Source organism: Streptomyces yokosukanensis, from assembly GCF_001514035.1.
Classification (GTDB): Bacteria; Actinomycetota; Actinomycetes; order Streptomycetales; family Streptomycetaceae; genus Streptomyces; species Streptomyces yokosukanensis.
In genome coordinates, this window is record NZ_KQ948209.1 from 292,407 (window position 1) to 310,260 (window position 17,854).

Sequence of the window (17,854 nt, forward strand, 5' to 3'; positions counted from 1 at the left end):
CCGTCCGCCGTACGTGTCGGCTCACGGCCACAGCAGCCCCCGGCTCCAGCCGAACTCCGTGCTGCGGTATTCCAGGCGTACGTGCCGGCGGTCCGGGTCGCCCTGGAAGAACTCCACCGTCCGGGGGCTCAGCCGGTACAGGGTCCAGGTCGGGGACGGCTCCGCCGGGTTGTGGCGGGCCCGCCGCCAGGCGTCCTGCGACGCCTGGCGCAGGTCGTCCAGCGACGGCAGTTCCTCGCTCTGCCGACCGGTGAGCGCGGCGGCCAGCGCGCCCGTGGAGCGGGCGTGCAGATCCGCCCGGCTCTCCTCGGCCGGGGCCGCCGTCACCGGCCCGCGCACCCGCACCTGCCGGCCCAGCACCGGCCAGTAGAAGGCAAGGGCCGCGTACGGGTGGGCGGCGAGGGCCCGGCCCTTGCGGCTCGTGGCGTGCGTGGCGAAGGACCAGCCGCCCGCGTCGGCGCCGTGCAGCATCACGATCCGTACGTCCGGCTCCCCGGCCTCGTCCACCGTGGCCAGCGACATCGTGTGCGGCTCCGGCTGCCCGGCCGCCGCCGCCTGCGCGAGCCAGTCCGTGAACAGTGCCAGCGGGGTCGGCGGGGCGGTGTCCGGGTCGAAGGCGGGCAGCGTCGTCGTCCCCGCGTCCCACACCCGAAGCGACCTCAGCAGCGCCGGGAGATCAGTTCCCATGCCCCCATGGTCACATCCGGCCCCGCGTGCTCACACCTGGCCGAGATCCGACGACACCCACCGCTCGGGGCGCATGTGGACGACCACCTGCTCTCCGTGGTTCTTCCAGGCGAAGTCGACATAGCCGTCCACCTTCTCGGCCGGCAGATAGCGCGCCGACATCTCCCGCAGCCCCTCGATCGTCGCCGGATCCGTCCGCACCACCGGTCCCTCCACCGACACGTACCTGATCGTCGGCTCCAGCCGGTCGATCATCAGCGTGAACCGGCCCGCCTCGCTGATCAGGGCGTACTTGCGGGACTCCCGCTCCGTCATGATCCACAGGTTTCCGCCGGGCTCGTACCCGTACCAGATCGGCACGGCGAGCGGCGCCCGCCCCGGGCCCGCGTCCACCGCCAGCGCGGCAACGTGCGGCTCGGCCAGGAACGCCTCTCGCTCTGCGTGGGTCAACGCCATGTCGGTCTCCTTCTGCGGCTCGTCCGTGACCGGCGCCAACAACGGCCGGTACGAGCCGTCTTCCCGCGGGCCCCCCTGACCGATCGGTTCCGGCCGGACACCACCGCCCCCGTCGTCCGTTCGGCGGCCCTCCCGCGGCGCACACGAGTGCCTCCGGGTGCGGGGACGCCGGAGCGCGGGGACGCTCGGAGCCACGGGCTTCGGGAACGACGGTGAGGGGCGATGATCGTAACGGTGGTGTCGATGCCGGAGGTGGCGATCACCCGCACGGACCTCTCGCAGGCGGGTGAGCGGCTGGCCGCGGAGCGCTTTGTGCTCGTCGACGTCGAGCTGCCCGCGCAGGCGCCGGAGCCGGAGCCGCCGGTCGCCGAGCAGCTGGGCCTCGACGTCGAGGACCTGGGCTGGTTCGGCAGGCGGGGCGAGCCCGCGCGGGCGCAGTTCCTGGGGGACCGGGCCGGTTTCGTCGTGCCGGTCGTCCACGGGGACGCGATCGCCCACATCCATGTGGTCGTGACCGATCGGTTCCTGGTCACCGTGCACCGGGGCCAGGCCGGGCTGGCGGGGGACATCGTCACGGCGTTGCGGCACGAGCGGCCCGACGACACCGTGGCCGTGCTCTTCCTCGTGCTCCAGGAGGCCCTGGCCACCTTCCGCCGGGCCGCCGTGCAGGCCCTGCTGCAGATCGAGGAACTCGAGGACGACATGTTCGAGGACCGGCGCCCCGAGCAGGTCTACCGTCTGGCCCAGTTGCGCCGGCGCTCCGCCCTCCTGCACCACGCGCTGCGGCCCTACCTCCAGGTGACCGACGAGATCCTCACCCGCCGGATGATGAGCCCCGCCTTCCCCGAGCAGCGCCGAGCGGGCGCACAGGGATTCCAGACGGCCGCGAGAATGGTGCTCGCCGACACCGAGTCCCTCCAGGACGCCACCCGCCGGGCCTTCGCCAGCTACTCCTCGCTCGTCGCGGGCGAGCAGAACGGTGTGATCAACCGGCTCGCCATCGTGTCCGTGATCTTCCTGCCGCTGTCCTTCCTGACCGGGTTCTTCGGCATGAACTTCACGTTCCTGACCGACAAGCTGGAGACCAGGGACGAATTCTGGCTGCTCGCCGTGGGGCTGCAGGCGGTCGTCCTGGTCGGCTCCCTCTACGTGCTGCACCGCACCCGGATCTGGCGCCGGCTGCTCGACGACGACAGGCCCTAGGGTCAGCGGGCCAGGACCACGGTCGCGGAGGAGCAGAACCATCCGCCCGTCCCGGAGGCCACCCCGAGCCTCGGCAGCTGTCCGTCCCGCGCCCGCACCTGCCGCTCCCCGGCCTCCCCGCGCAGTTGCCGTACCGCCTCGACCAGCAGGAACAGCCCGCGCATTCCGGGGTGTTGGGCCGACAGTCCACCGCCGTCGGTGTTCACCGGCAGGTCCCCGCCCCGCACCAGCAGCCGGCCCTTGTCCACGAACGCCCCGCCCTCGCCCTTCGCGCAGAAGCCCAGGTCCTCCAGGGTCACCAGGGTCATGTAGGTGAAGGCGTCGTAGATCTCGGCAAAGTCCATCTCGCCCGGTCCGACCCCCGCCCGCTCGAACGCCAGCCGCCCGCTCACCGCCGCCGGGGACACCGTGAAGTCCCGCCACTCGGACATCGCGGTGTGCGAGACGTGCTCGCCGGTGCCGAGGATCCAGACGGGGGCCGGACGGATGTCCCGTACGTACTCCTCGGCGGCCAGCAGGACGGCCGCGCCGCCGTCCGAGCGCAGACAGCAGTGCAGCTTGGTGAAGGGGTCGGCGATCATCGGGCCGGCGAGGACGTCGTCGACGCTGACCGGGTCGCCGAACATCGCCTCCGGGTTCAGTGCCGCGTTCGCCCTGGCCTGGACCGCCACCTGGGCCAGCTGCTCGATGGTCGTACCGTGTTCGATCATGTGACGGCGGGCGGCCATCGCGTACTTGGCGATCAGGGTGTGGCCGTAGGGGACCTCGAACTGCAGGGGGCCGCGCGCGCCGAAGGAGAGGTCTCCCGTCCGGCGGCCCGCCTTGATGTCGGCCCGTGCCGTCGAGCCGTAGACGAGGAGAACGGCGTTCGCGTGGCCCGCCGCGATCGCGTCCGCCGCGTGCGCCGCCATGACCTCCCAGGTCGAGCCGCCGACCGAGGTGGAGTCCACCCAGGTGGGGCGCAGGCCCAGATACTCGGCCACCTCCACCGGGGCCAGCGTGCCGAGGCCCGCCGAGGCGAAGCCGTCGACCACGGCGCGGTCCAGGCCGGCGTCCGCGAGGGCGCGGCGGGCCGCCTGTGCGTGCAGGGTGTACGCGGTGGCGTCGTCGACGCGTCCGCAGTCGGAGAGGGCCACACCGACCACGGCGACCTTCCTGCTCCCGGACTTCATGAATCTGACGGTACATCAGATACGGGCGGCAGCGGCAGGTGTCGGGATGCTGTGCATCCCCGCGCCCGCGGCCTAATATGACGGACCGTCAGATCAGCTTCGGTTCGTGAGGGATGAGGGACCCGCCATGGACACGCGCCTGACCGCCGAGCAGGACGAGATCCGCCGCACCCTGCGCGAGCTGCTGCACAAGCGGTGCGGCCCGCCGGAGCTGCGGACCGCCGTCGACAGCCCGGCCGGACACGACCCCCTCCTGTGGTCCGCCCTCGCCGACCGGCTCGGTCTGGCGGGGCTCGCCCTGCCCGAGCGGTACGGCGGTGTCGGCTGCTCGGTCACCGAACTGGCCCTCGCCTGCGAGGAGACCGGCCGGGTCCTCGCCCCCTCCCCGCTGCTCGCCACCTGCGTCCTCACCGCCCCGCTGATCCTCGCCCTGGGGACCGAGGCCCAGCGGGCCGGGCTGCTGCCCCGGCTGGCGGCCGGCAGCCTCACCGCCGCCCTCGCCGTCCCCGGCCCCGAACTCACCGCCGTCCTCGGTCTGACCTGCGACAACTCCACGTTCTCCGCCGGTGGCGGCCGGGCCGGGGGTGTCCAGGCCCGGCGCGTCGACGGCGACTGGCAGCTGTACGGGCAGGTCGACCAGGTGCTGGACGGGCACAGCGCCGGGCTGCTGCTCGTCGCCGCGCACACCGGCGGCTTCGCCCGGTCCCGGACCCGGCTGTTCCTGGTGGCGGGGGACGCGCCCGGTGCCGTACGGACCCGGCGGACCGCACTCGACGCCACCCGGCCGCAGGCCTGCGTCCAACTCCGCGACGTCCGGGCCGAGTTGCTCGGCGAGGAGGACGCCGGGGACGCGGCGGTACTGCCGGCCCTCGCCGCCCTCGGGGACGGGGCCGCCGCGGTGCTCGCCTGCGAGGCGGTCGGGGCGGCCGACCGGGTGCTGGAGCGGACCGTGGAGTACGTCGGACAGCGCGAGCAGTTCGGGCGGCCGATCGGCTCCTTCCAGGCGGTCAAGCACCGGCTGGCCGACGTCTATGTGGCGGTGCAGGCGGCGCGGTCGGCGGCGTACCACGCCGCGTGGGCGGTGGCCCACGCCTTCGCCGCGGAGCGGGCGTCCGGCGGGCCGGCCCTCGCGCAGGCCCTGGAGGCCTTGCGGTGTGCCGCCGCCGAGGGGATCCAGCTGCACGGCGGGATCGGGTTCACCTGGGAGCACGACGCGCAGCTGTACTTCAAGCGGGCGGCCGGTGACGAGCTGCTGTTCGGACCGGCGCACCGGCTGCGGGACCGGGCCGCCGAGGCCGCCGGCCTCTTCGCGGGCGGCGAGGCGGCCCTGTGATGGCCGGCCTCGGTGTCCGTGTCGTGCAGCGGGTGTCGTCCACCCGCGCCTTCGCGAAGATCGCCCCGCATGTGGTCCCCGCGCTCGACCGGACCGTGCACCGCCTCACCGGCGGCCGGTTCCTGCTCAGCGCCCAGATGCTGCCCGGCGTGATCCTCACCTCCACCGGCGCCCGCAGCGGTCTGCCCCGCACGACCCCGCTGGCCTGCATGCCGCAGGAGGACGGCAGGAGCTGGCTGCTCGTCGGCTCCAACTTCGGACGGACCGGGCACCCCGCCTGGACCCACAACCTCCTCGCCCGCCCGGACGTCTCGATCAGCTGGCGGGGACGGGACCTCCCGGTCACCGCCCGGCTGCTCACGGGGGAGGAGCGGGCGCGGGCCTGGACGGCACTGGTGGCCTTCTGGCCGCCGTACGCCACGTACCAGGCGCGGGTGGCGAGGGAGATCCGCCTGTTCCGGCTCACCTGCCGGTAGCCCTGGGCGGGGCCGCGGGCCTCGGTGGGGCTACAGCGTCGCCAACCGCTCCACCAGCAAGAACGCCCCGATCCCCAGCATCGCCGCCCCGGACGTGCGCGTCACCGCCCGAGCCGCCGCCGGGCGTGCGGCGAGGAGGGCGCGGGCGAGGGTGCCGACGGTGAGGTAGACGGCGGCGCAGCAGGCCATGTGGAGCAGGCCGAGGGCGGCCGTCTGGGCGGGGACCGGGAGGTGGGTGCCGCGCAGGGTGAGGAACTGGGGGAGGACGGAGAGGTAGAGCAGCAGGCCCTTGGGGTTCAGGCCGCTGATCGTCGCGCCGCGCAGGAACAGCCGCCGGTCGTCGGGGGCCTCCTCGTCCGCCGCGCCGGGGATGCCCGGGCGGCGCAGCACGCTCCAGCCGAGCCAGAGCAGATACCCGGCGCCCGCCACCGTCAGTGCCGTCAGCAGCCGCGGCGAGCCCGCCACCAGGACCGCGAGTCCTGCCGTCGCCAGGGCCGTGTGCAGGGCGTAGCCGGAGACCAGGCCGGCCACCGCGCGCGGCACCGAGCGGCCGCGCAGCGCGCTCGTGATGACGTACGCCCAGTCGGCGCCCGGTACGCACACCAGCAGCAGGTCCACGGCGAGGAAGGAGAAGAGCAGTCCCGAGTCCATGCTGGGGACATTAGGCGTGAATGGCCCGAAAGTGTTCCCGAATTTTGCCCATGATCCGCAGTTGTGAGCAAGAATCTGCTTCATGGACGACGTTGATCGGAAAATCCTTGCTGAGTTGCAGCAGGATGGGCGGCTGACCGTGACCGAGCTGGCCGCGCGGGTGCGCCTGAGCGTCTCGCCCTGCCACCGGCGGTTGCGCGAGCTGGAGCGCTCCGGGGCCATCCAGGGGTACCGGGCCGTGGTGGACGCGGCCGCCCTCGGGCTGACCTTCGAGGCGCTGGTCTTCGTGTCCATGCGGCAGGAGGACCGGGACACGGTCGCCGAGTTCGAGCGGGCGGTCGGCGAGCTGGAGCACGTCCTCGACGCCCAGCGGCTGTTCGGCGAGCCCGACTATCTCCTGCGGATCGCCACGGCCGACCTCGCGGCCTTCCAGCGGCTGTACGACGAGCGGCTCGCGACCCTGCCCGGGGTGCAGCGGCTGACCTCGACGCTGGTGATGAAGCACGTCGTACGGGACCGCCCGCTGCCCGCATAGCGGCGCAGGCGGTGGTTCAACCGCTCAGCGCGGACGAACCACCGCCTGCAAGACAGGACTTGGGGTCTGGAACACCGGAAAAGAGAGAGGTGCGAGCTACTTGCTCGGCTTCTTCCCGGTCACGCCCAGGTGCACCAACAGCGCCAGGTTCGGCTTCAGTTCGGCCTGTTTCACACCCCAGGACGAGAAACCCTTCTGGTGTGCCGCCACCGCCGCGAGCATCGCGACCAGCGAGCCGGCCACCGCCGCCGGGTTCACGTCCTTGTCGACCCTGCCCTTGGACTGCAATTCGGCGATGGAGTCCGCGAGGGAGTTGTTCACCGAGTTGAGGATCTTCATACGGAGCTTGTAGAACCGTTTGTCCCCTTCGGCCGCGCCGAGGTCCACGACCCGCAGGATCGCGTCGTTCTTGCGCCAGAACTCCAGGAACCCGTCCACGAGTTCCTGTGCGGTCTGCCATCCGGACTTCCCGGCCCAGGACCGCCCTTCGAGCAGCGCGGTCAATCCGGCGCCCTCGGTCGCCATTTGCTCGGCGATCTCCAGGACGGCGCCTTCGACATCCGGGAAGTACTGATAGAAGGTCGCGGGCGAAGTGCCCGCCTTCCGGGCGACATCGATGACCTTGACGTCCCGGTACGGGGAGGAGCTGAGCATCTCGCTGAGGCAGTCGAGCAGCTTCTGCCGGGTCGCCTGCCCACGCCGGCCGGCCACGCGGCCGTCGACGGTACGCACTTGTCCTGTCATGCCGTCAGCTTACCGAGGGGTGATCGGAGCGCGATTCGGCCGACTGCAAATGGGGTGCACGGGTGCTCTGAGGGTGGTGTGCCTGGTCTGCGCGGTGCGCGCGTCCCGGTTACTTTGGCGGCATGGCCGAAAACAGGGCATCCGCGAACGAAGAGGTGGAAGAGGCAGAAGAGGTGGTGGAGGGGGAAGTGGTAGAGACGGAAGACGCGCAGGAGGCGCACGAGGTGTACGGGGAGGGTGTGCCGTGCTGGGTGGACGCCCAGCTCGCCGACGTGGAGGCGGGCAAGCGGTTCTACGGTGAGCTTTTCGGGTGGACCTTCGAGGGGGCGTACGGCTCCTCGGTGTGGGCCCGGCTGGCGGGCGAGCCGGTCGCCTCGCTCGCCCCCAAGCTGGACGGCCGTATGCCCACCGTCTGGACGGTGTCCTTCGCCACCCCGGACGCCCAGGGCCTCGGCCGGCGGATCGTCGCGGCCGGCGGGCAGCTGGTCATGGCCCCGTTCCCGGTGGGCGACCTCGGGGTGGCCGCCCTCGCCGCCGACCCCGAGGGCGCGGTGTTCGGGCTGTGGCAGGCGGGCGGCCACCACGGCTTCGGCCGGCGGCATCGGCCCGGCAGCTTCGTCTGGGCCCAGCTCTACACCCGGGACACGGCGGGCGCCAACGTCTTCTACGGCGGTCTCTTCCACGACGCCCTGTTCGGCGAGGGCGCCCGGCCCGACTTCGGCCGGTCCGAGGTCACCGAGGTCTTCCCGGCCGAGATGCCCCCGCACGTCCTCGCCCACTTCCGGGTCGCCGACCTCGACGACGCCCTGGGGGCCGTCCAGCGGCTCGGCGGACGGGTGCAGGCGCCACCCTTCGAGCCGTCGTACGGGCGCGTGGCCGTCGTCACCGACAATCAGGGGGCGTCGTTCGCACTGCTGCAGCGCTGATCTGTCCCCTTTGGGTGGATTAGGGGTGAGACACCCCGATCGTCACCTGGTTCGCAACCGGGCGCCCGGCCAGGAAGAATCAGGGTGCGTGCCGCCGCGGCGGTGCGGTGGTGAGACGCTGCACTTCGGCCGCGTACATATGTGGGTGGCGCGGCTCGTACGGGGAGGTGGCAGGCAAGTGGTGGATCAGCTGACACAGCACGATCCGCGGCGGATCGGGCCGTTCGAGGTGCTGGGCCGGCTGGGCGCCGGCGGCATGGGGCTGGTCTATCTGGCGCGCTCCGCGTCCGGCCGGCGCGTGGCGATCAAGACGGTGCGCACCGAACTGGCCGAGGACCAGCTCTTCCGGGTCCGCTTCACCCGCGAGGTGGAGGCGGCCCGCGCGGTCTCCGGCTTCTACACGGCCGCCGTGGTCGACGCCGACCCGCGCGCCGCCGTGCCGTGGCTCGCGACCGCGTACGTCCCCGCGCCCTCCCTCGAAGAGATAGTGAACGACTGCGGGCCGCTCCCGGCCCAGGCCGTGCGCTGGCTCGCGGCCGGAGTGGCCGAAGCCCTGCAGTCCATCCACGGTGCGGGCCTGGTCCACCGCGACCTGAAGCCGTCCAATGTGCTCGTGGTCGAGGACGGCCCCCGGGTGATCGACTTCGGTATCGCCTCCGGCGTCTCGAACACCCGCCTGACCATGACGAACGTCGCCGTCGGCACCCCCGCCTACATGTCCCCCGAGCAGGCCAAGGACTCCCGCAGCGTCACCGGCGCCAGCGATGTCTTCTCGCTCGGCTCCATGCTGGTCTTCGCCGCCACCGGCCACCCGCCCTTCCACGGCGCCAACCCGGTCGAGACCGTCTTCATGCTGCTGCGCGAGGGCCCCGACCTCACGGGCCTGCCCGACGAGCTGCGCCCGCTCATCGAGGTCTGCATGCAGATGGAGGCGTCCGGCCGACCCACCCCGGCCGACCTCCAGTCCCAGCTCGCCCCCCACCTCTTCGGCTCCGGCTCCGACGACAGCGGCACCGCCTCCGCCTGGCTGCCCGAGAAGGCCGTCGCCCTGATCGAGACCCGCCGCGGCGGCCGCCCCGCCGCCAAGCCCGCCCCGGCCCCCGCCGGCGGCCCGCGCAGCGGCGGCCGCGCCGCCGTCCCCCCGCCGCCCCCGCCCGTCCCCGTGGGCGCCCCCGACATCGGCCCGGTCCGGCTGGCCGGCGCCCAGGTGCCCATCGGCCCCGGCCCGCGCGTCGCCGACGCCCGCGCCGCCGCCGTCAAGGCGCCCCCGCCCGAGGCCGGCCTGGTCGCCAACTGGTCCCGACCGCGCCCCGGCGTCGCCGGCGCCGACACCGCCGTACCGGCCGCCCCGCCCCAGCCGCCGGAGACGGCGAGCGGCTGGCGGCCCTGGCGGTTCCGTATGTCCAACGAGGTCTGGGGCACCCCGGCCGTCGACGGCGACCTGGTCTACGTCACCTCCTTCGAGGTGCACGCCCTGGACGTGGCCACCGGCCGCCGCCGCTTCAAGACCAGGGACGTCGCCTGGTCGATGGCCGTGTCCGACGGCCGCATCCACGCCTCCGACGGGCCGACCCTGTTCGCCCTGGACGCCCGCGAGGGCGCCGACCTGTGGCGGCTGTCCACCGACGCCTGGGTGTACTCCCTGAAGGCCGACCACGGCACGGTCGTCACCGGCACCCGGGGCGGCGGCGTCCAGGCCTGGGAGGCCGCGAACGGGCAGAAGCTGTGGGAGATCGCCGGCTGTCAGACCGACTTCGAGTCCCCCGAGTCCGGCCCCCTCGTCCACGACGGCACGGTCTACGTCTGGCAGGACGCCCGGCTGCGCGCCCTGGAGGCCCGCACCGGCGAGGAGCGCTGGTCGTACCCGATCGGCGACGCGGCCTCCTGCGGGGGTGTGCCCGTCCGGCTCACCCCGGCCCCCGACGGTTACGTCTACATCTGTGCCGGCACCCGCGTCCTCGCCGTCGAGGCGGCGAGCGGCATGGTCCGCTGGCACTTCGAGGCACCGGCGGTCTTCCTCTGCCCGCCGACCTTCGCCCCGGGCCCGGCGGTGACGGGTGGCGGTGTCTACCTCGCGGACTATCTGGGCACCGTCTACGCCCTGGACGCCACCGACGGCCGCGACCGCTGGCGCATCGCGACGGAGGCCCGCTCCTCCATCGATCCGGTGCTGGTGGTGGGCGGACACGTGCACGTCGGCAGCGGCAAGGGCCTGTACACCCTGGACGCGGTCACCGGCACCCCCAAGTGGCGCTTCCAGGCGGGCGGCGACGTCGTGGGCGCCCCGTCCGTGGCCGAGGGCCGCATCCACTTCGGCTCCACCGACCACCTGCTGTACACCCTGAAGGCCGACGACGGCCGGTTGCGCTGGAAGCTGGCGACCGGCGGCGAGATCACCGGCTCCCCGGTGGTCAAGGACGGTGTGGTGTACGCGTGCAGCAAGGACCGGTGCGTGTACGCGCTGGACGCGGAGAAGGGGACGGGCACGGCCCGCACGGTGTAGGCGCGTCCGGCGCGGGTGCGGTCCGCGGGGTTCGGGCGGGACGGGGATGCGTGACGGCCGTCGTACCGGTGTGTCACGGAAGGGCTCCAGACGGCGGCCGTCCCAGGGCTGACGCTACCCCCGGTGCGCTTTCCCCGCCACGCGGTCACTCACCGTATCCGCGGCTCGGTGCGGCCCCTGCCCCTGAACAGCTCCGCCTGCCGTGCGGCCGGCAGACTGCCGAGGGCGATGAGGTGCGGCGCCTGCGCGAACGCCTGCGCCCGCGCCGCCTCCTTCGCCGCCCACAGCGCCCGCACGGTCCCCTGCACGCCGTCCGGCGGGCAGTCGGCGATGACGGCGGCGCAGCGCACGGCGGCGGCCAACGCCCCGCCCTCCTCGGTGACTTCGCTGACCAGCCCGATCTCATGCGCCCGCCGGGCCGACAGCCGCTCGGCGGTTCCCATGAGCGTCATCCGGGCCACCTCCCCGTACGGCATCCGTGCGGCCATCAGCATGGACTCGTAGGCGCTGACCATGCCGTACGTGGTGTGCGGATCGAAGAAGACGGCCGTCGGATCGGCAACGACGAACTCGCTCTCGCCCAGCAGATAGAAGGCGCCGCCGCAGGCCATCCCGCGCACGGCGGCCACGACGGGCTTCCACAGGTCGTTCGCCTTCGGCCCGACGGCCAGCAGCGGATCGTCCAGCATGTACGGCGAGGAGGGCTGCGGCACGACGACGTCCCGGTCGATCCCGGTGCAGAACGCCCGCTCCCCGCTCCCGGTGAGCACGACGGCCCGCACACAGTCGTCGAACCGCAACGCCCGCCACACGCCGGTCAGTTCGCGCACCATCTGCAGATCGATGGCGTTGAGCCGCTCGGGCCGCTCCAGCGTGACGACGGCGACCCCGCTGTCCTTGTCGGCCTCCACCCGTACGGTGCTCACGCGAGCACCCACTGGGGCAGCCCGTCGGCGAAGACGACCTGCACGCGCGCGCCGATGCGTATGCGCTCCGGATCGAGGGAGCCGAGTGCGGCCCCCGGCCCCGTGACCAGATTCCCGACCAGCCGGATCCGCGGGGCGTCCTCCAGCTCCACCACGACCACGTTGTACGGCGCCTGCTCGGCGTACTCGGGCAGCAGCGGTGGATGCGGCACGACGTAGGACCACACCCGCCCGCGCCCCGACACCGGCCGCCACTCGACGGCGAAGGACTGGCAGTGCGGGCAGCAGGGCCGGGGCGGGAACCGCGGCTCGCCGCAGTCGCCGCAGGCCTGGACGCGCATTTCGCCCCGGGCGGCGTACTCCCAGAACGGGGCGCCGTCGGTGTCGGTGACGGGAGTCAGCATGATCAGCTCCTCAGGTCCGCAGCAGAAGGGCGGAGGTGGGCACGCCCTCGCCGGCCGTGACCAGGCAGGTGGCGGCGCCGGGCACCTGGGCGGTACTGGTCCCGCGCAGCTGCTTCACGCCCTCGTTGATGAGGTTGAAACCGTGCACATAGGCCTCGCTGAGCCCACCGCCACCGGTGTTGACGGGCAGCCGCCCCCCGATCTCCAGCGCCCCGCCCTCGGTGAAGGCACCCCCTTCCCCGCGCCCGCAGAAGCCGTACCCCTCCAGCGAGAGCGGGACGAGCGCGGTGAACGCGTCGTAGATCTGCGCCACGTCCACGTCGTCCGGGGTGAAGTCGGCGTGCTTCCACAGGTGCCGGGCCGCGGTCCAGGCGGGGCCGGTGAGGGGGTCGTCGTTCCAGTAGTTGACCATGCCGTGGTGCTGGGCGGGCAGCCCCTGGGCGGCGGAGTGGACGTAGACGGGTGTGCGGCGGCAGTCCCGCGCCCGCTCCTTCCCGACGATCACGCAGGCCAGGGCGCCGTCCGTCTCCAGGCAGTTGTCGAAGAGGCACAGCGGTTCGCTGATCCATCGCGCGGTCATGTACATCTCGCGGGTCAGCGGCCGTTCGTACATCACGGCGGCCGGATTCTGGTTGGCCCGGTTCCGGCAGGCGAGGGCGACGTTGAAGAGGTGATCGCGAGTGGCTCCGTACTCGTGCATGTACCGCCGCGTCAGCATGGCGATCTCGTCGGCGGGCCGCAGCAGCCCGAAGGGCCGGGTCCACTGGGCGGGGGTGGGCAGCTGGACGGTGGTGTTGGTCCACGGCCGGGGCCCGCTGCCGCGTTTCCGCGACCGCCAGGCGACGCCGACCGAGGCCTGCCCGGAGGCGATGGCGGCGGCCAGATGCGCGACGGTGGCGCAGGAGCCGCCCCCTCCGTACCCCACCTTGCTGAAGAAGGTGAGATCCCCGAACCCCACGGCCTTGGCCAGCTCGACCTCGTCGGTCTCCTCCATGGTGTAGGAGGCGAGGCCGTCGACCTCGCCGGGCGCGATCCCCGCGTCGTCCAGCGCCGCGAGCACGGCCCGGCAGGCGAGCGTCTTCTCGTCCTCGGCCAGCCGCTTGGCGAACGTGGTCTGCCCGATCCCGACGACGGCGGTGGCGTCCTTCAGCCCGATACCTGCCATGGCGTCCCCCTCCTAGCGTCCTGACAGTGCGTCAGATTACAGCTAATCTGACGGTCAGTCAGCTATGCGGATCCGAGGGAACTGCTCCGGCTGCCGGTGCCGTTCGGGGAGGGGCTGTCGTGGAGGAGTGGAACACCGTCCCGGAGCTGGTGCGGTGGTCGGCCGCGCGGTACGCGGACACCGAGGCCGTGGTCGAGGGCCGTACGAGGATCACGTACGCCGAACTGGGCGAGCGGGTGGAGCGCGCGGCGGCGGCCTGCCTCGCGAGCGGCGTGGAGACGGGCGACCGGGTCGCGGTCTGGGCTCCCAACTCCCTGGACTGGATCGTCGCCTCGCTGGGCGCGGTGACGGCGGGCGCCGTCCTCGTCCCGCTCAACACCCGCTTCAAGGGCACGGAGGCGGCGGATGTGCTGCGCCGCAGCGGAGCCCGCCTGCTCTTCGTCACCGGCACCTTCCTCGGCACCTCGTACGTGGCCTCCCTGCGCAGGGCGGCCGGGGCGGGGGTGCCGGACGGACCGGGCCCGCTCCCCGGCCTCCCGGCCCTTCGGCAGGTGGTGGTCCTGTCGGAGGACGCGCCACCGGACTTCCGCACGTGGAAGGAGTTCCTGACGGCGGGGGAAGCGGTGAGCGCAGCGGAAGCGGAGTCGCGAGCCGCCGAGTTGGCGGGCGACTCACTGTCGGACATCATCTACACCTCGGGTACGACGGGCCGCCCGAAGGGCGCGGCGATCACGCACGAGCAGACCCTGCGGGCGTACGCGATCTGGTCGGACCTGGCGGGACTGCGGGTCGGCGACCGCTACTTGATCATCAACCCCTTCTTCCACACCTTCGGCTACAAGGCCGGGGTGATCGCCTCTGTGATGCGGGGCGCGACGATGATCCCGCAGCCGGTGTTCAACGTGGACACGGCACTGGCGAACATCGCGGCGGAACGGGTGTCGGTCCTGCCCGGCCCGCCGACCCTCCACCAGTCGCTGCTGGACCACCCCGCCCGGGACACCCACGACCTCTCGGCGCTGCGGCTGGTGGTGACGGGGGCGGCGGTCGTGCCGTTGCGGCTGGTGGAACGCCTGCGCGGCGAACTGGGCGTGCAGACGGTCCTCACGGCCTACGGCCTCTCGGAGGCGAGCGGCATCGTCACGATGTGCCGGCGCGGCGACGATCCGGCGGTGATCGCGTCGACGTCGGGCCGGGCGATCCCGGATACGGAGATCCGGGTGGCCGACCCGACCGGTGAGCCGGTACGGCCAGGTGAGGCGGGCGAGGTCCTGGTCCGCGGCTTCAACGTCATGCGGGGCTACTACGACGACCCGGCGGCCACGGCTGAGGTGATCTCCTGCGACGGCTGGCTGCGAACGGGCGACGTGGGCGTCCTGGACCCGTCGGGCAACCTGCGCATCACGGACCGCATCAAGGACATGTTCATCGTCGGCGGCTTCAACGCCTACCCGGCGGAGATAGAGCAGCTCCTGGGCGTCCACCCGGACGTCCGGGAGGTGGCCGTGATCGGCGTCCCCGACCCACGGCTGGGGGAGGTCGCCAAGGCGTTCGTGGTGCGCAGACCGGGCTCACCCCTGACATCGGACGACCTGATCGCCTGGGCGCGACGTGAGATGGCCAACTACAAGGTGCCGAGGACGGTGGAGTTCGTGTCGGGCCTCCCGCGCAACGCGAGCGGGAAGGTGGTGAAGGGGGTTTTGAGGGGGAGGGAGTGAGGAGGAGCAGCCTTTGCCGGGGTTCCGTTGGCTGGGGTCACGTCGGCTCGGGTCCCGTTGGCTGGTTGGTTGCCGTGGGGCCGCCCGCTTCTCGGCGATTGTCGTGCTTCCGTGAGCTGCGTCAAGGGCGCTCCCGTTCCGCTGCGCTCCACTCCCGCGTCGCCTTCGGCGATCGGCCTCCGGCCGACCCTTGACACACCTCACTCCAGCACGCGGAAGAAGCGAGCGGGCAGCCCGGGGAAAGTGGCCGCCTCACCGGTACCGGCCCCTCGGGTCGGCCGCGGACGCGACGTCGACGGAGGGGCGCGGTCGCGCCTCGCCTGCACGCCGGGTGGGGTCGGCGGCTTGCGGCTGGGTGGGGGGGAGGGCGGGCGCACCGGGGCAGGGCTGAGGGTGCCTTCATCGGTCTCGCCGGCCCCGCCGCCCTCGCCGCCCTCGCGGGCCCCGTCGGCCCCAAGACCAAGTCCCAGCAGTCCCACCGCCCCCACCAGCCACGCAACCACTGGTGATTGGAAGGAATGGGCGCACTTGGAATGGGCGGATGGCAGGGCATTGAACATGCAGCTGGCCCAAGTCTGCCGATTCCCTCAACTCCCCCTCCTCCCTCCGTCAGCCGCCGAGCCGCCCCGGCGTGCCGCCGCCCAGCTGGCGCGCCCCTTCGTGCTGGTCCGCGATGCAGGTGGCGGTAGGGGCAACGCCGGTCGGGAGCCCGCCTTTTCGGGCCGTTCGCTCGCTTCTTCCGCACGACAATCGCCGAGAAGCGGGCGGCCCCACGGTCACTGGGAATCGGCGGCCAGGTCGGCGAGGGTGGCCCTGATCTCCTCGACCACGTAATCCGGGCGGTGGAAGACGTCCTCGGCGCTGAAGCGGAGGAGGCTGCGGATCTCGGGACACCTCAGGAGTTGGTTGAAGCGGGCGACGTCCCTTCGGTGGGCTTCACGGGTGCCGTGGTAGGCGTACCCTTCGATCTCCACGCCCAGCCCGGCCGCCCTGAAGAGGAAGTCGACGATGCGGCGCCTGCCGTCCGGGGTGCGCAGCTCGGCCTGGCTCTCGGGGTGGAGACCGGCGTCGTACATGCGGAGTCGGGCAACCGTCTCCGCGGGGGAACCGGCGAGCGGGTCGCACAGCCGGAACCAGTTCCGGGCCCGGACCGTTCCCTGAGCCTGTGCCGTCGACCGCAGCGCGGCGGCGATCTCGTCCAGCCGGGCGAGCGGTGCCCGGCGGACGTGCCCGACTCGGCGGTAGGTCAGCGCCGAGTCCACCGCGACGACCGCCTCGTCCCTCGGGCCGCGCCGGAGCAGATCGGTGAGCGTGCGCGTGGGGCCGGTGAGCCGAAGCCCCTGGCGTTCCACCACGTCGCCGGTGCCGAGCGGCAGCCGGTGTACGCGTACGCCGGTGTTCGTGCGGCGGAGGGTGCGCCGCGGGTCGATGAACTCCAACGGCACCCTACGGTTGCCGCCGAGCAGCTCGATGCGCCAGAGCGCAGCTGCTGAACCATGGCTCACGATCAGCCGAGGCTCGCGGAACAGCACGGCCCGGAGCCGGGTGAGCAGGTCGGGCTCCCGCCCCGGCTCCGCCCAGGCGCCCTGCCGCAGCTGCGTCCAGCCCTCTGCCCGCAGCGCACGCGTGAGACTACGCCGGGGCCAGCCGGCCGCCACGGCACGTGAGGTGAGGAGGACGCCCCGCTCCGCCAGGTCCCTCAGGTCCCTTCGCTCCACCCAGGCAAGATCGCAGAAACCGCGCCCGGCCGCTTGCCCTGTGGATAACCGGTAGAGCCGAGCGTCAGCCCTTCAGAGAGCCTACGAAGGCGCTCCAGGAGAGGGACTGGAAGAGGAGTACGGGGCCGACGTCGGGCCGCTTCGAGTCGCGGACGGGGATGACGCCCGGGAAGGCGTCGGCTACCTCCACGCAGTCGGCGCCCTGTCCATCGCTGTAGCTGCTCTTGCGCCAGGTGACGAGGCTGAGGTCAATTCCCTTGCTGCGCTTCATGTCTGCTGATCCTCGCTGCTTCTTCGATCAGGGCAAGGGACGCGTCAGGTGGAAGTGCGACGGCCCTGAGCCGATCGTAGTCCCGCTGATACTGCTTCACGAGGGCCGGAAAGTCGGTGATCCGCCCGTCGTAGTTGGTGTCCGACCACACCAGCGGCGGGGCATCGGCAAAGGTCATGATCTTGGCCATCCCGTGAGCGAGGGGGTGCCAGGGCGTCGTTTCCGGAACGATCTGGAGAACGCTTCGCGTTCATCACAGAACGCACAGGAAGGCGTACCCAACCGTGTAGTCACCCGCCCCCACCGACCCTGACAACTCCGCCTACGACATCACCCTCTGCGTGGATGACCTGCGTGCTGCCCTTTCCGCGCACGGTGTCACCCTGCCGTCCCTGCGAGTCGATCTGCCGAGCTTCGCCGGGAAGTACCGGCCCCCGGCCGGCCTGGTCGCGCTCGGCAACTGCAATGCCGTTACGGCGCGCAAGCTGGTAGCCGTACTGAGGAGTGACGGGAAGGCGATCAGCCGACCGCCGCTGGACGTCGAACTCCCCGCCCTACCCGGGGCACTTCAGGGCTTGCGCCGGACCGTCCGCTGGTATCTGGACGCGCCCTGTCCCGACGTCCAGCTCTGCGTCACCGAACTCGTCACCAACGTGATCCGGCACGTGGGGGAAGGAACCCCGGTCCGTGTACGGGTGGCTCGGACGGACGGTGACCGTATCCGCGTCGAGGTCACGGACCCGGCCCGGCAGGCTCTCCCCGTGCCCGCATCCGTGCCCAGCACCCTCGACGACGAGGACGGGCGCGGTCTCGCCCTGCTGGACGCGGTGGCGCTGCGCTGGAGCGTGGAGCAGGGGGTGGAGGGCAAGACGGTGTGGTGCGAGCTGGCGGAGGCGCACTGAGCGTCCCCGGACACACGTCGGCCGCGACGGCTCCCCCTCGGTGCCGTCGCGGCCGGTTCCCCCG

19 protein-coding genes are annotated in these 17,854 nt (G+C 72.5%); 8 read left to right on the forward strand and 11 right to left on the reverse strand.

Going from position 1 to position 17,854, the window contains the following annotated elements:
• Positions 1 to 21 precede the first annotated feature (21 nt).
• Positions 22 to 687: a pyridoxine/pyridoxamine 5'-phosphate oxidase gene (locus AQI95_RS11220; RefSeq protein WP_067120970.1), complete on the reverse strand. Its 666-nt coding sequence runs from the start codon at positions 685 to 687 to the stop codon at positions 22 to 24.
• Positions 688 to 717: 30 nt separating this feature from the next.
• On the reverse strand, positions 718 to 1,143 hold the full coding sequence (locus tag AQI95_RS11225) for a pyridoxamine 5'-phosphate oxidase family protein (protein WP_067121546.1): 426 nt from the start codon (positions 1,141 to 1,143) through the stop codon (positions 718 to 720).
• A gap of 222 nt (positions 1,144 to 1,365) precedes the next feature.
• On the opposite strand from AQI95_RS11225, the gene AQI95_RS11230 reads away from it, so the two are divergent.
• Positions 1,366 to 2,346 carry a magnesium transporter CorA family protein gene (locus AQI95_RS11230; RefSeq protein ID WP_244188701.1) on the forward strand — a complete coding sequence of 327 codons (981 nt, stop codon included), beginning with the start codon at positions 1,366 to 1,368 and terminating at the stop codon, positions 2,344 to 2,346.
• A gap of 2 nt (positions 2,347 to 2,348) precedes the next feature.
• Here AQI95_RS11230 and AQI95_RS11235 read toward each other — a convergent pair whose 3' ends face one another.
• Entirely contained in the window at positions 2,349 to 3,518 is a 1,170-nt protein-coding gene (locus AQI95_RS11235) for a thiolase C-terminal domain-containing protein (RefSeq protein WP_067120972.1), read from the reverse strand.
• Between the two features lie 127 nt (positions 3,519 to 3,645).
• On the opposite strand from AQI95_RS11235, the gene AQI95_RS11240 reads away from it, so the two are divergent.
• Both AQI95_RS11240 and AQI95_RS11245 read left to right on the forward strand, forming a co-directional pair.
• Complete coding sequence (locus tag AQI95_RS11240; RefSeq protein ID WP_067120974.1) at positions 3,646 to 4,851, forward strand: acyl-CoA dehydrogenase family protein; 1,206 nt, start codon at positions 3,646 to 3,648, stop codon at positions 4,849 to 4,851.
• Positions 4,851 to 5,327: a nitroreductase family deazaflavin-dependent oxidoreductase gene (locus AQI95_RS11245; protein ID WP_067120975.1), complete on the forward strand. Its 477-nt coding sequence runs from the start codon at positions 4,851 to 4,853 to the stop codon at positions 5,325 to 5,327. The genes AQI95_RS11240 and AQI95_RS11245 overlap by 1 nt, the downstream gene beginning before the upstream one ends.
• A 30-nt stretch (positions 5,328 to 5,357) precedes the next feature.
• Here AQI95_RS11245 and AQI95_RS11250 read toward each other — a convergent pair whose 3' ends face one another.
• Positions 5,358 to 5,978 carry a LysE family translocator gene (locus tag AQI95_RS11250; protein ID WP_067120977.1) on the reverse strand — a complete coding sequence of 207 codons (621 nt, stop codon included), beginning with the start codon at positions 5,976 to 5,978 and terminating at the stop codon, positions 5,358 to 5,360.
• Positions 5,979 to 6,060: 82 nt separating this feature from the next.
• Here AQI95_RS11250 and AQI95_RS11255 point away from each other — a divergent pair, with 82 nt between their 5' ends.
• Positions 6,061 to 6,513 (forward strand): Lrp/AsnC family transcriptional regulator, encoded by a 453-nt coding sequence (locus AQI95_RS11255; protein ID WP_067120979.1) that lies wholly within the window; start codon positions 6,061 to 6,063, stop codon positions 6,511 to 6,513.
• Positions 6,514 to 6,609: 96 nt separating this feature from the next.
• Here the strand turns inward: AQI95_RS11255 and AQI95_RS11260 are convergent, their stop codons facing one another.
• Positions 6,610 to 7,257 carry a TetR family transcriptional regulator gene (locus AQI95_RS11260; RefSeq protein ID WP_244188702.1) on the reverse strand — a complete coding sequence of 216 codons (648 nt, stop codon included), beginning with the start codon at positions 7,255 to 7,257 and terminating at the stop codon, positions 6,610 to 6,612.
• Positions 7,258 to 7,508: 251 nt separating this feature from the next.
• Between AQI95_RS11260 and kbpA the strand changes: the two genes are divergently transcribed.
• Both kbpA and AQI95_RS11270 read left to right on the forward strand, forming a co-directional pair.
• On the forward strand, positions 7,509 to 8,183 hold the full coding sequence (gene kbpA, locus AQI95_RS11265; protein ID WP_067121549.1) for an AfsK-binding protein KbpA: 675 nt from the start codon (positions 7,509 to 7,511) through the stop codon (positions 8,181 to 8,183).
• Between the two features lie 178 nt (positions 8,184 to 8,361).
• Entirely contained in the window at positions 8,362 to 10,686 is a 2,325-nt protein-coding gene (locus AQI95_RS11270; protein WP_067120982.1) for an outer membrane protein assembly factor BamB family protein, read from the forward strand.
• A gap of 149 nt (positions 10,687 to 10,835) precedes the next feature.
• On the opposite strand, the gene AQI95_RS11275 is transcribed toward AQI95_RS11270, so the two are convergent.
• The 3 genes from AQI95_RS11275 to AQI95_RS11285 are packed head-to-tail and all read right to left on the reverse strand — an operon-like array spanning position 10,836 to position 13,181.
• Complete coding sequence (locus AQI95_RS11275) at positions 10,836 to 11,612, reverse strand: enoyl-CoA hydratase/isomerase family protein (protein WP_067120984.1); 777 nt, start codon at positions 11,610 to 11,612, stop codon at positions 10,836 to 10,838.
• Entirely contained in the window at positions 11,609 to 12,016 is a 408-nt protein-coding gene (locus AQI95_RS11280) for a Zn-ribbon domain-containing OB-fold protein (RefSeq protein ID WP_067120986.1), read from the reverse strand. The genes AQI95_RS11275 and AQI95_RS11280 overlap by 4 nt, the downstream gene beginning before the upstream one ends.
• Positions 12,017 to 12,026: 10 nt before the next feature.
• Complete coding sequence (locus AQI95_RS11285) at positions 12,027 to 13,181, reverse strand: lipid-transfer protein (protein WP_208614140.1); 1,155 nt, start codon at positions 13,179 to 13,181, stop codon at positions 12,027 to 12,029.
• 119 nt (positions 13,182 to 13,300) lie between these two features.
• On the opposite strand from AQI95_RS11285, the gene AQI95_RS11290 reads away from it, so the two are divergent.
• Positions 13,301 to 14,899 (forward strand): FadD3 family acyl-CoA ligase, encoded by a 1,599-nt coding sequence (locus AQI95_RS11290; RefSeq protein WP_067120988.1) that lies wholly within the window; start codon positions 13,301 to 13,303, stop codon positions 14,897 to 14,899.
• Positions 14,900 to 15,675: 776 nt separating this feature from the next.
• On the opposite strand, the gene AQI95_RS48925 is transcribed toward AQI95_RS11290, so the two are convergent.
• From AQI95_RS48925 to AQI95_RS47290, 3 genes are all read right to left on the reverse strand, one after another.
• Positions 15,676 to 16,617: a hypothetical protein gene (locus AQI95_RS48925; RefSeq protein WP_067120990.1), complete on the reverse strand. Its 942-nt coding sequence runs from the start codon at positions 16,615 to 16,617 to the stop codon at positions 15,676 to 15,678.
• A 64-nt stretch (positions 16,618 to 16,681) separates the two neighbouring features.
• On the reverse strand, positions 16,682 to 16,888 hold the full coding sequence (locus AQI95_RS11300) for a DUF397 domain-containing protein (protein ID WP_067120993.1): 207 nt from the start codon (positions 16,886 to 16,888) through the stop codon (positions 16,682 to 16,684).
• Entirely contained in the window at positions 16,866 to 17,120 is a 255-nt protein-coding gene (locus AQI95_RS47290) for a Scr1 family TA system antitoxin-like transcriptional regulator (protein WP_279617003.1), read from the reverse strand. The genes AQI95_RS11300 and AQI95_RS47290 overlap by 23 nt, the downstream gene beginning before the upstream one ends.
• A gap of 109 nt (positions 17,121 to 17,229) precedes the next feature.
• Here AQI95_RS47290 and AQI95_RS11305 point away from each other — a divergent pair, with 109 nt between their 5' ends.
• Positions 17,230 to 17,790, forward strand: coding sequence for an ATP-binding protein (locus tag AQI95_RS11305; RefSeq protein WP_244188703.1), 561 nt, complete (start codon positions 17,230 to 17,232; stop codon positions 17,788 to 17,790).
• Positions 17,791 to 17,854 lie beyond the last annotated feature (64 nt).

Bases quoted from the DNA above. Each gene is read 5' to 3' on its own strand.
- AQI95_RS11245 (WP_067120975.1), top strand. From the start codon at position 4,851: ATGGCCGGCCTCGGTGTCCGTGTCGTGCAGCGGGTGTCGTCCACCCGC.
- AQI95_RS11300 (WP_067120993.1), bottom strand. From the start codon at position 16,888: ATGAAGCGCAGCAAGGGAATTGACCTCAGCCTCGTCACCTGGCGCAAG.
- AQI95_RS11240 (WP_067120974.1), top strand. From the start codon at position 3,646: ATGGACACGCGCCTGACCGCCGAGCAGGACGAGATCCGCCGCACCCTG.
- AQI95_RS11255 (WP_067120979.1), top strand. From the start codon at position 6,061: ATGGACGACGTTGATCGGAAAATCCTTGCTGAGTTGCAGCAGGATGGG.
- AQI95_RS11225 (WP_067121546.1), bottom strand. From the start codon at position 1,143: ATGGCGTTGACCCACGCAGAGCGAGAGGCGTTCCTGGCCGAGCCGCAC.
- AQI95_RS11260 (WP_244188702.1), bottom strand. From the start codon at position 7,257: ATGACAGGACAAGTGCGTACCGTCGACGGCCGCGTGGCCGGCCGGCGT.
- AQI95_RS11250 (WP_067120977.1), bottom strand. From the start codon at position 5,978: ATGGACTCGGGACTGCTCTTCTCCTTCCTCGCCGTGGACCTGCTGCTG.
- AQI95_RS11285 (WP_208614140.1), bottom strand. From the start codon at position 13,181: ATGGCAGGTATCGGGCTGAAGGACGCCACCGCCGTCGTCGGGATCGGG.
- AQI95_RS11280 (WP_067120986.1), bottom strand. From the start codon at position 12,016: ATGCTGACTCCCGTCACCGACACCGACGGCGCCCCGTTCTGGGAGTAC.
- AQI95_RS11235 (WP_067120972.1), bottom strand. From the start codon at position 3,518: ATGAAGTCCGGGAGCAGGAAGGTCGCCGTGGTCGGTGTGGCCCTCTCC.
- AQI95_RS11230 (WP_244188701.1), top strand. From the start codon at position 1,366: ATGATCGTAACGGTGGTGTCGATGCCGGAGGTGGCGATCACCCGCACG.
- AQI95_RS11220 (WP_067120970.1), bottom strand. From the start codon at position 687: ATGGGAACTGATCTCCCGGCGCTGCTGAGGTCGCTTCGGGTGTGGGAC.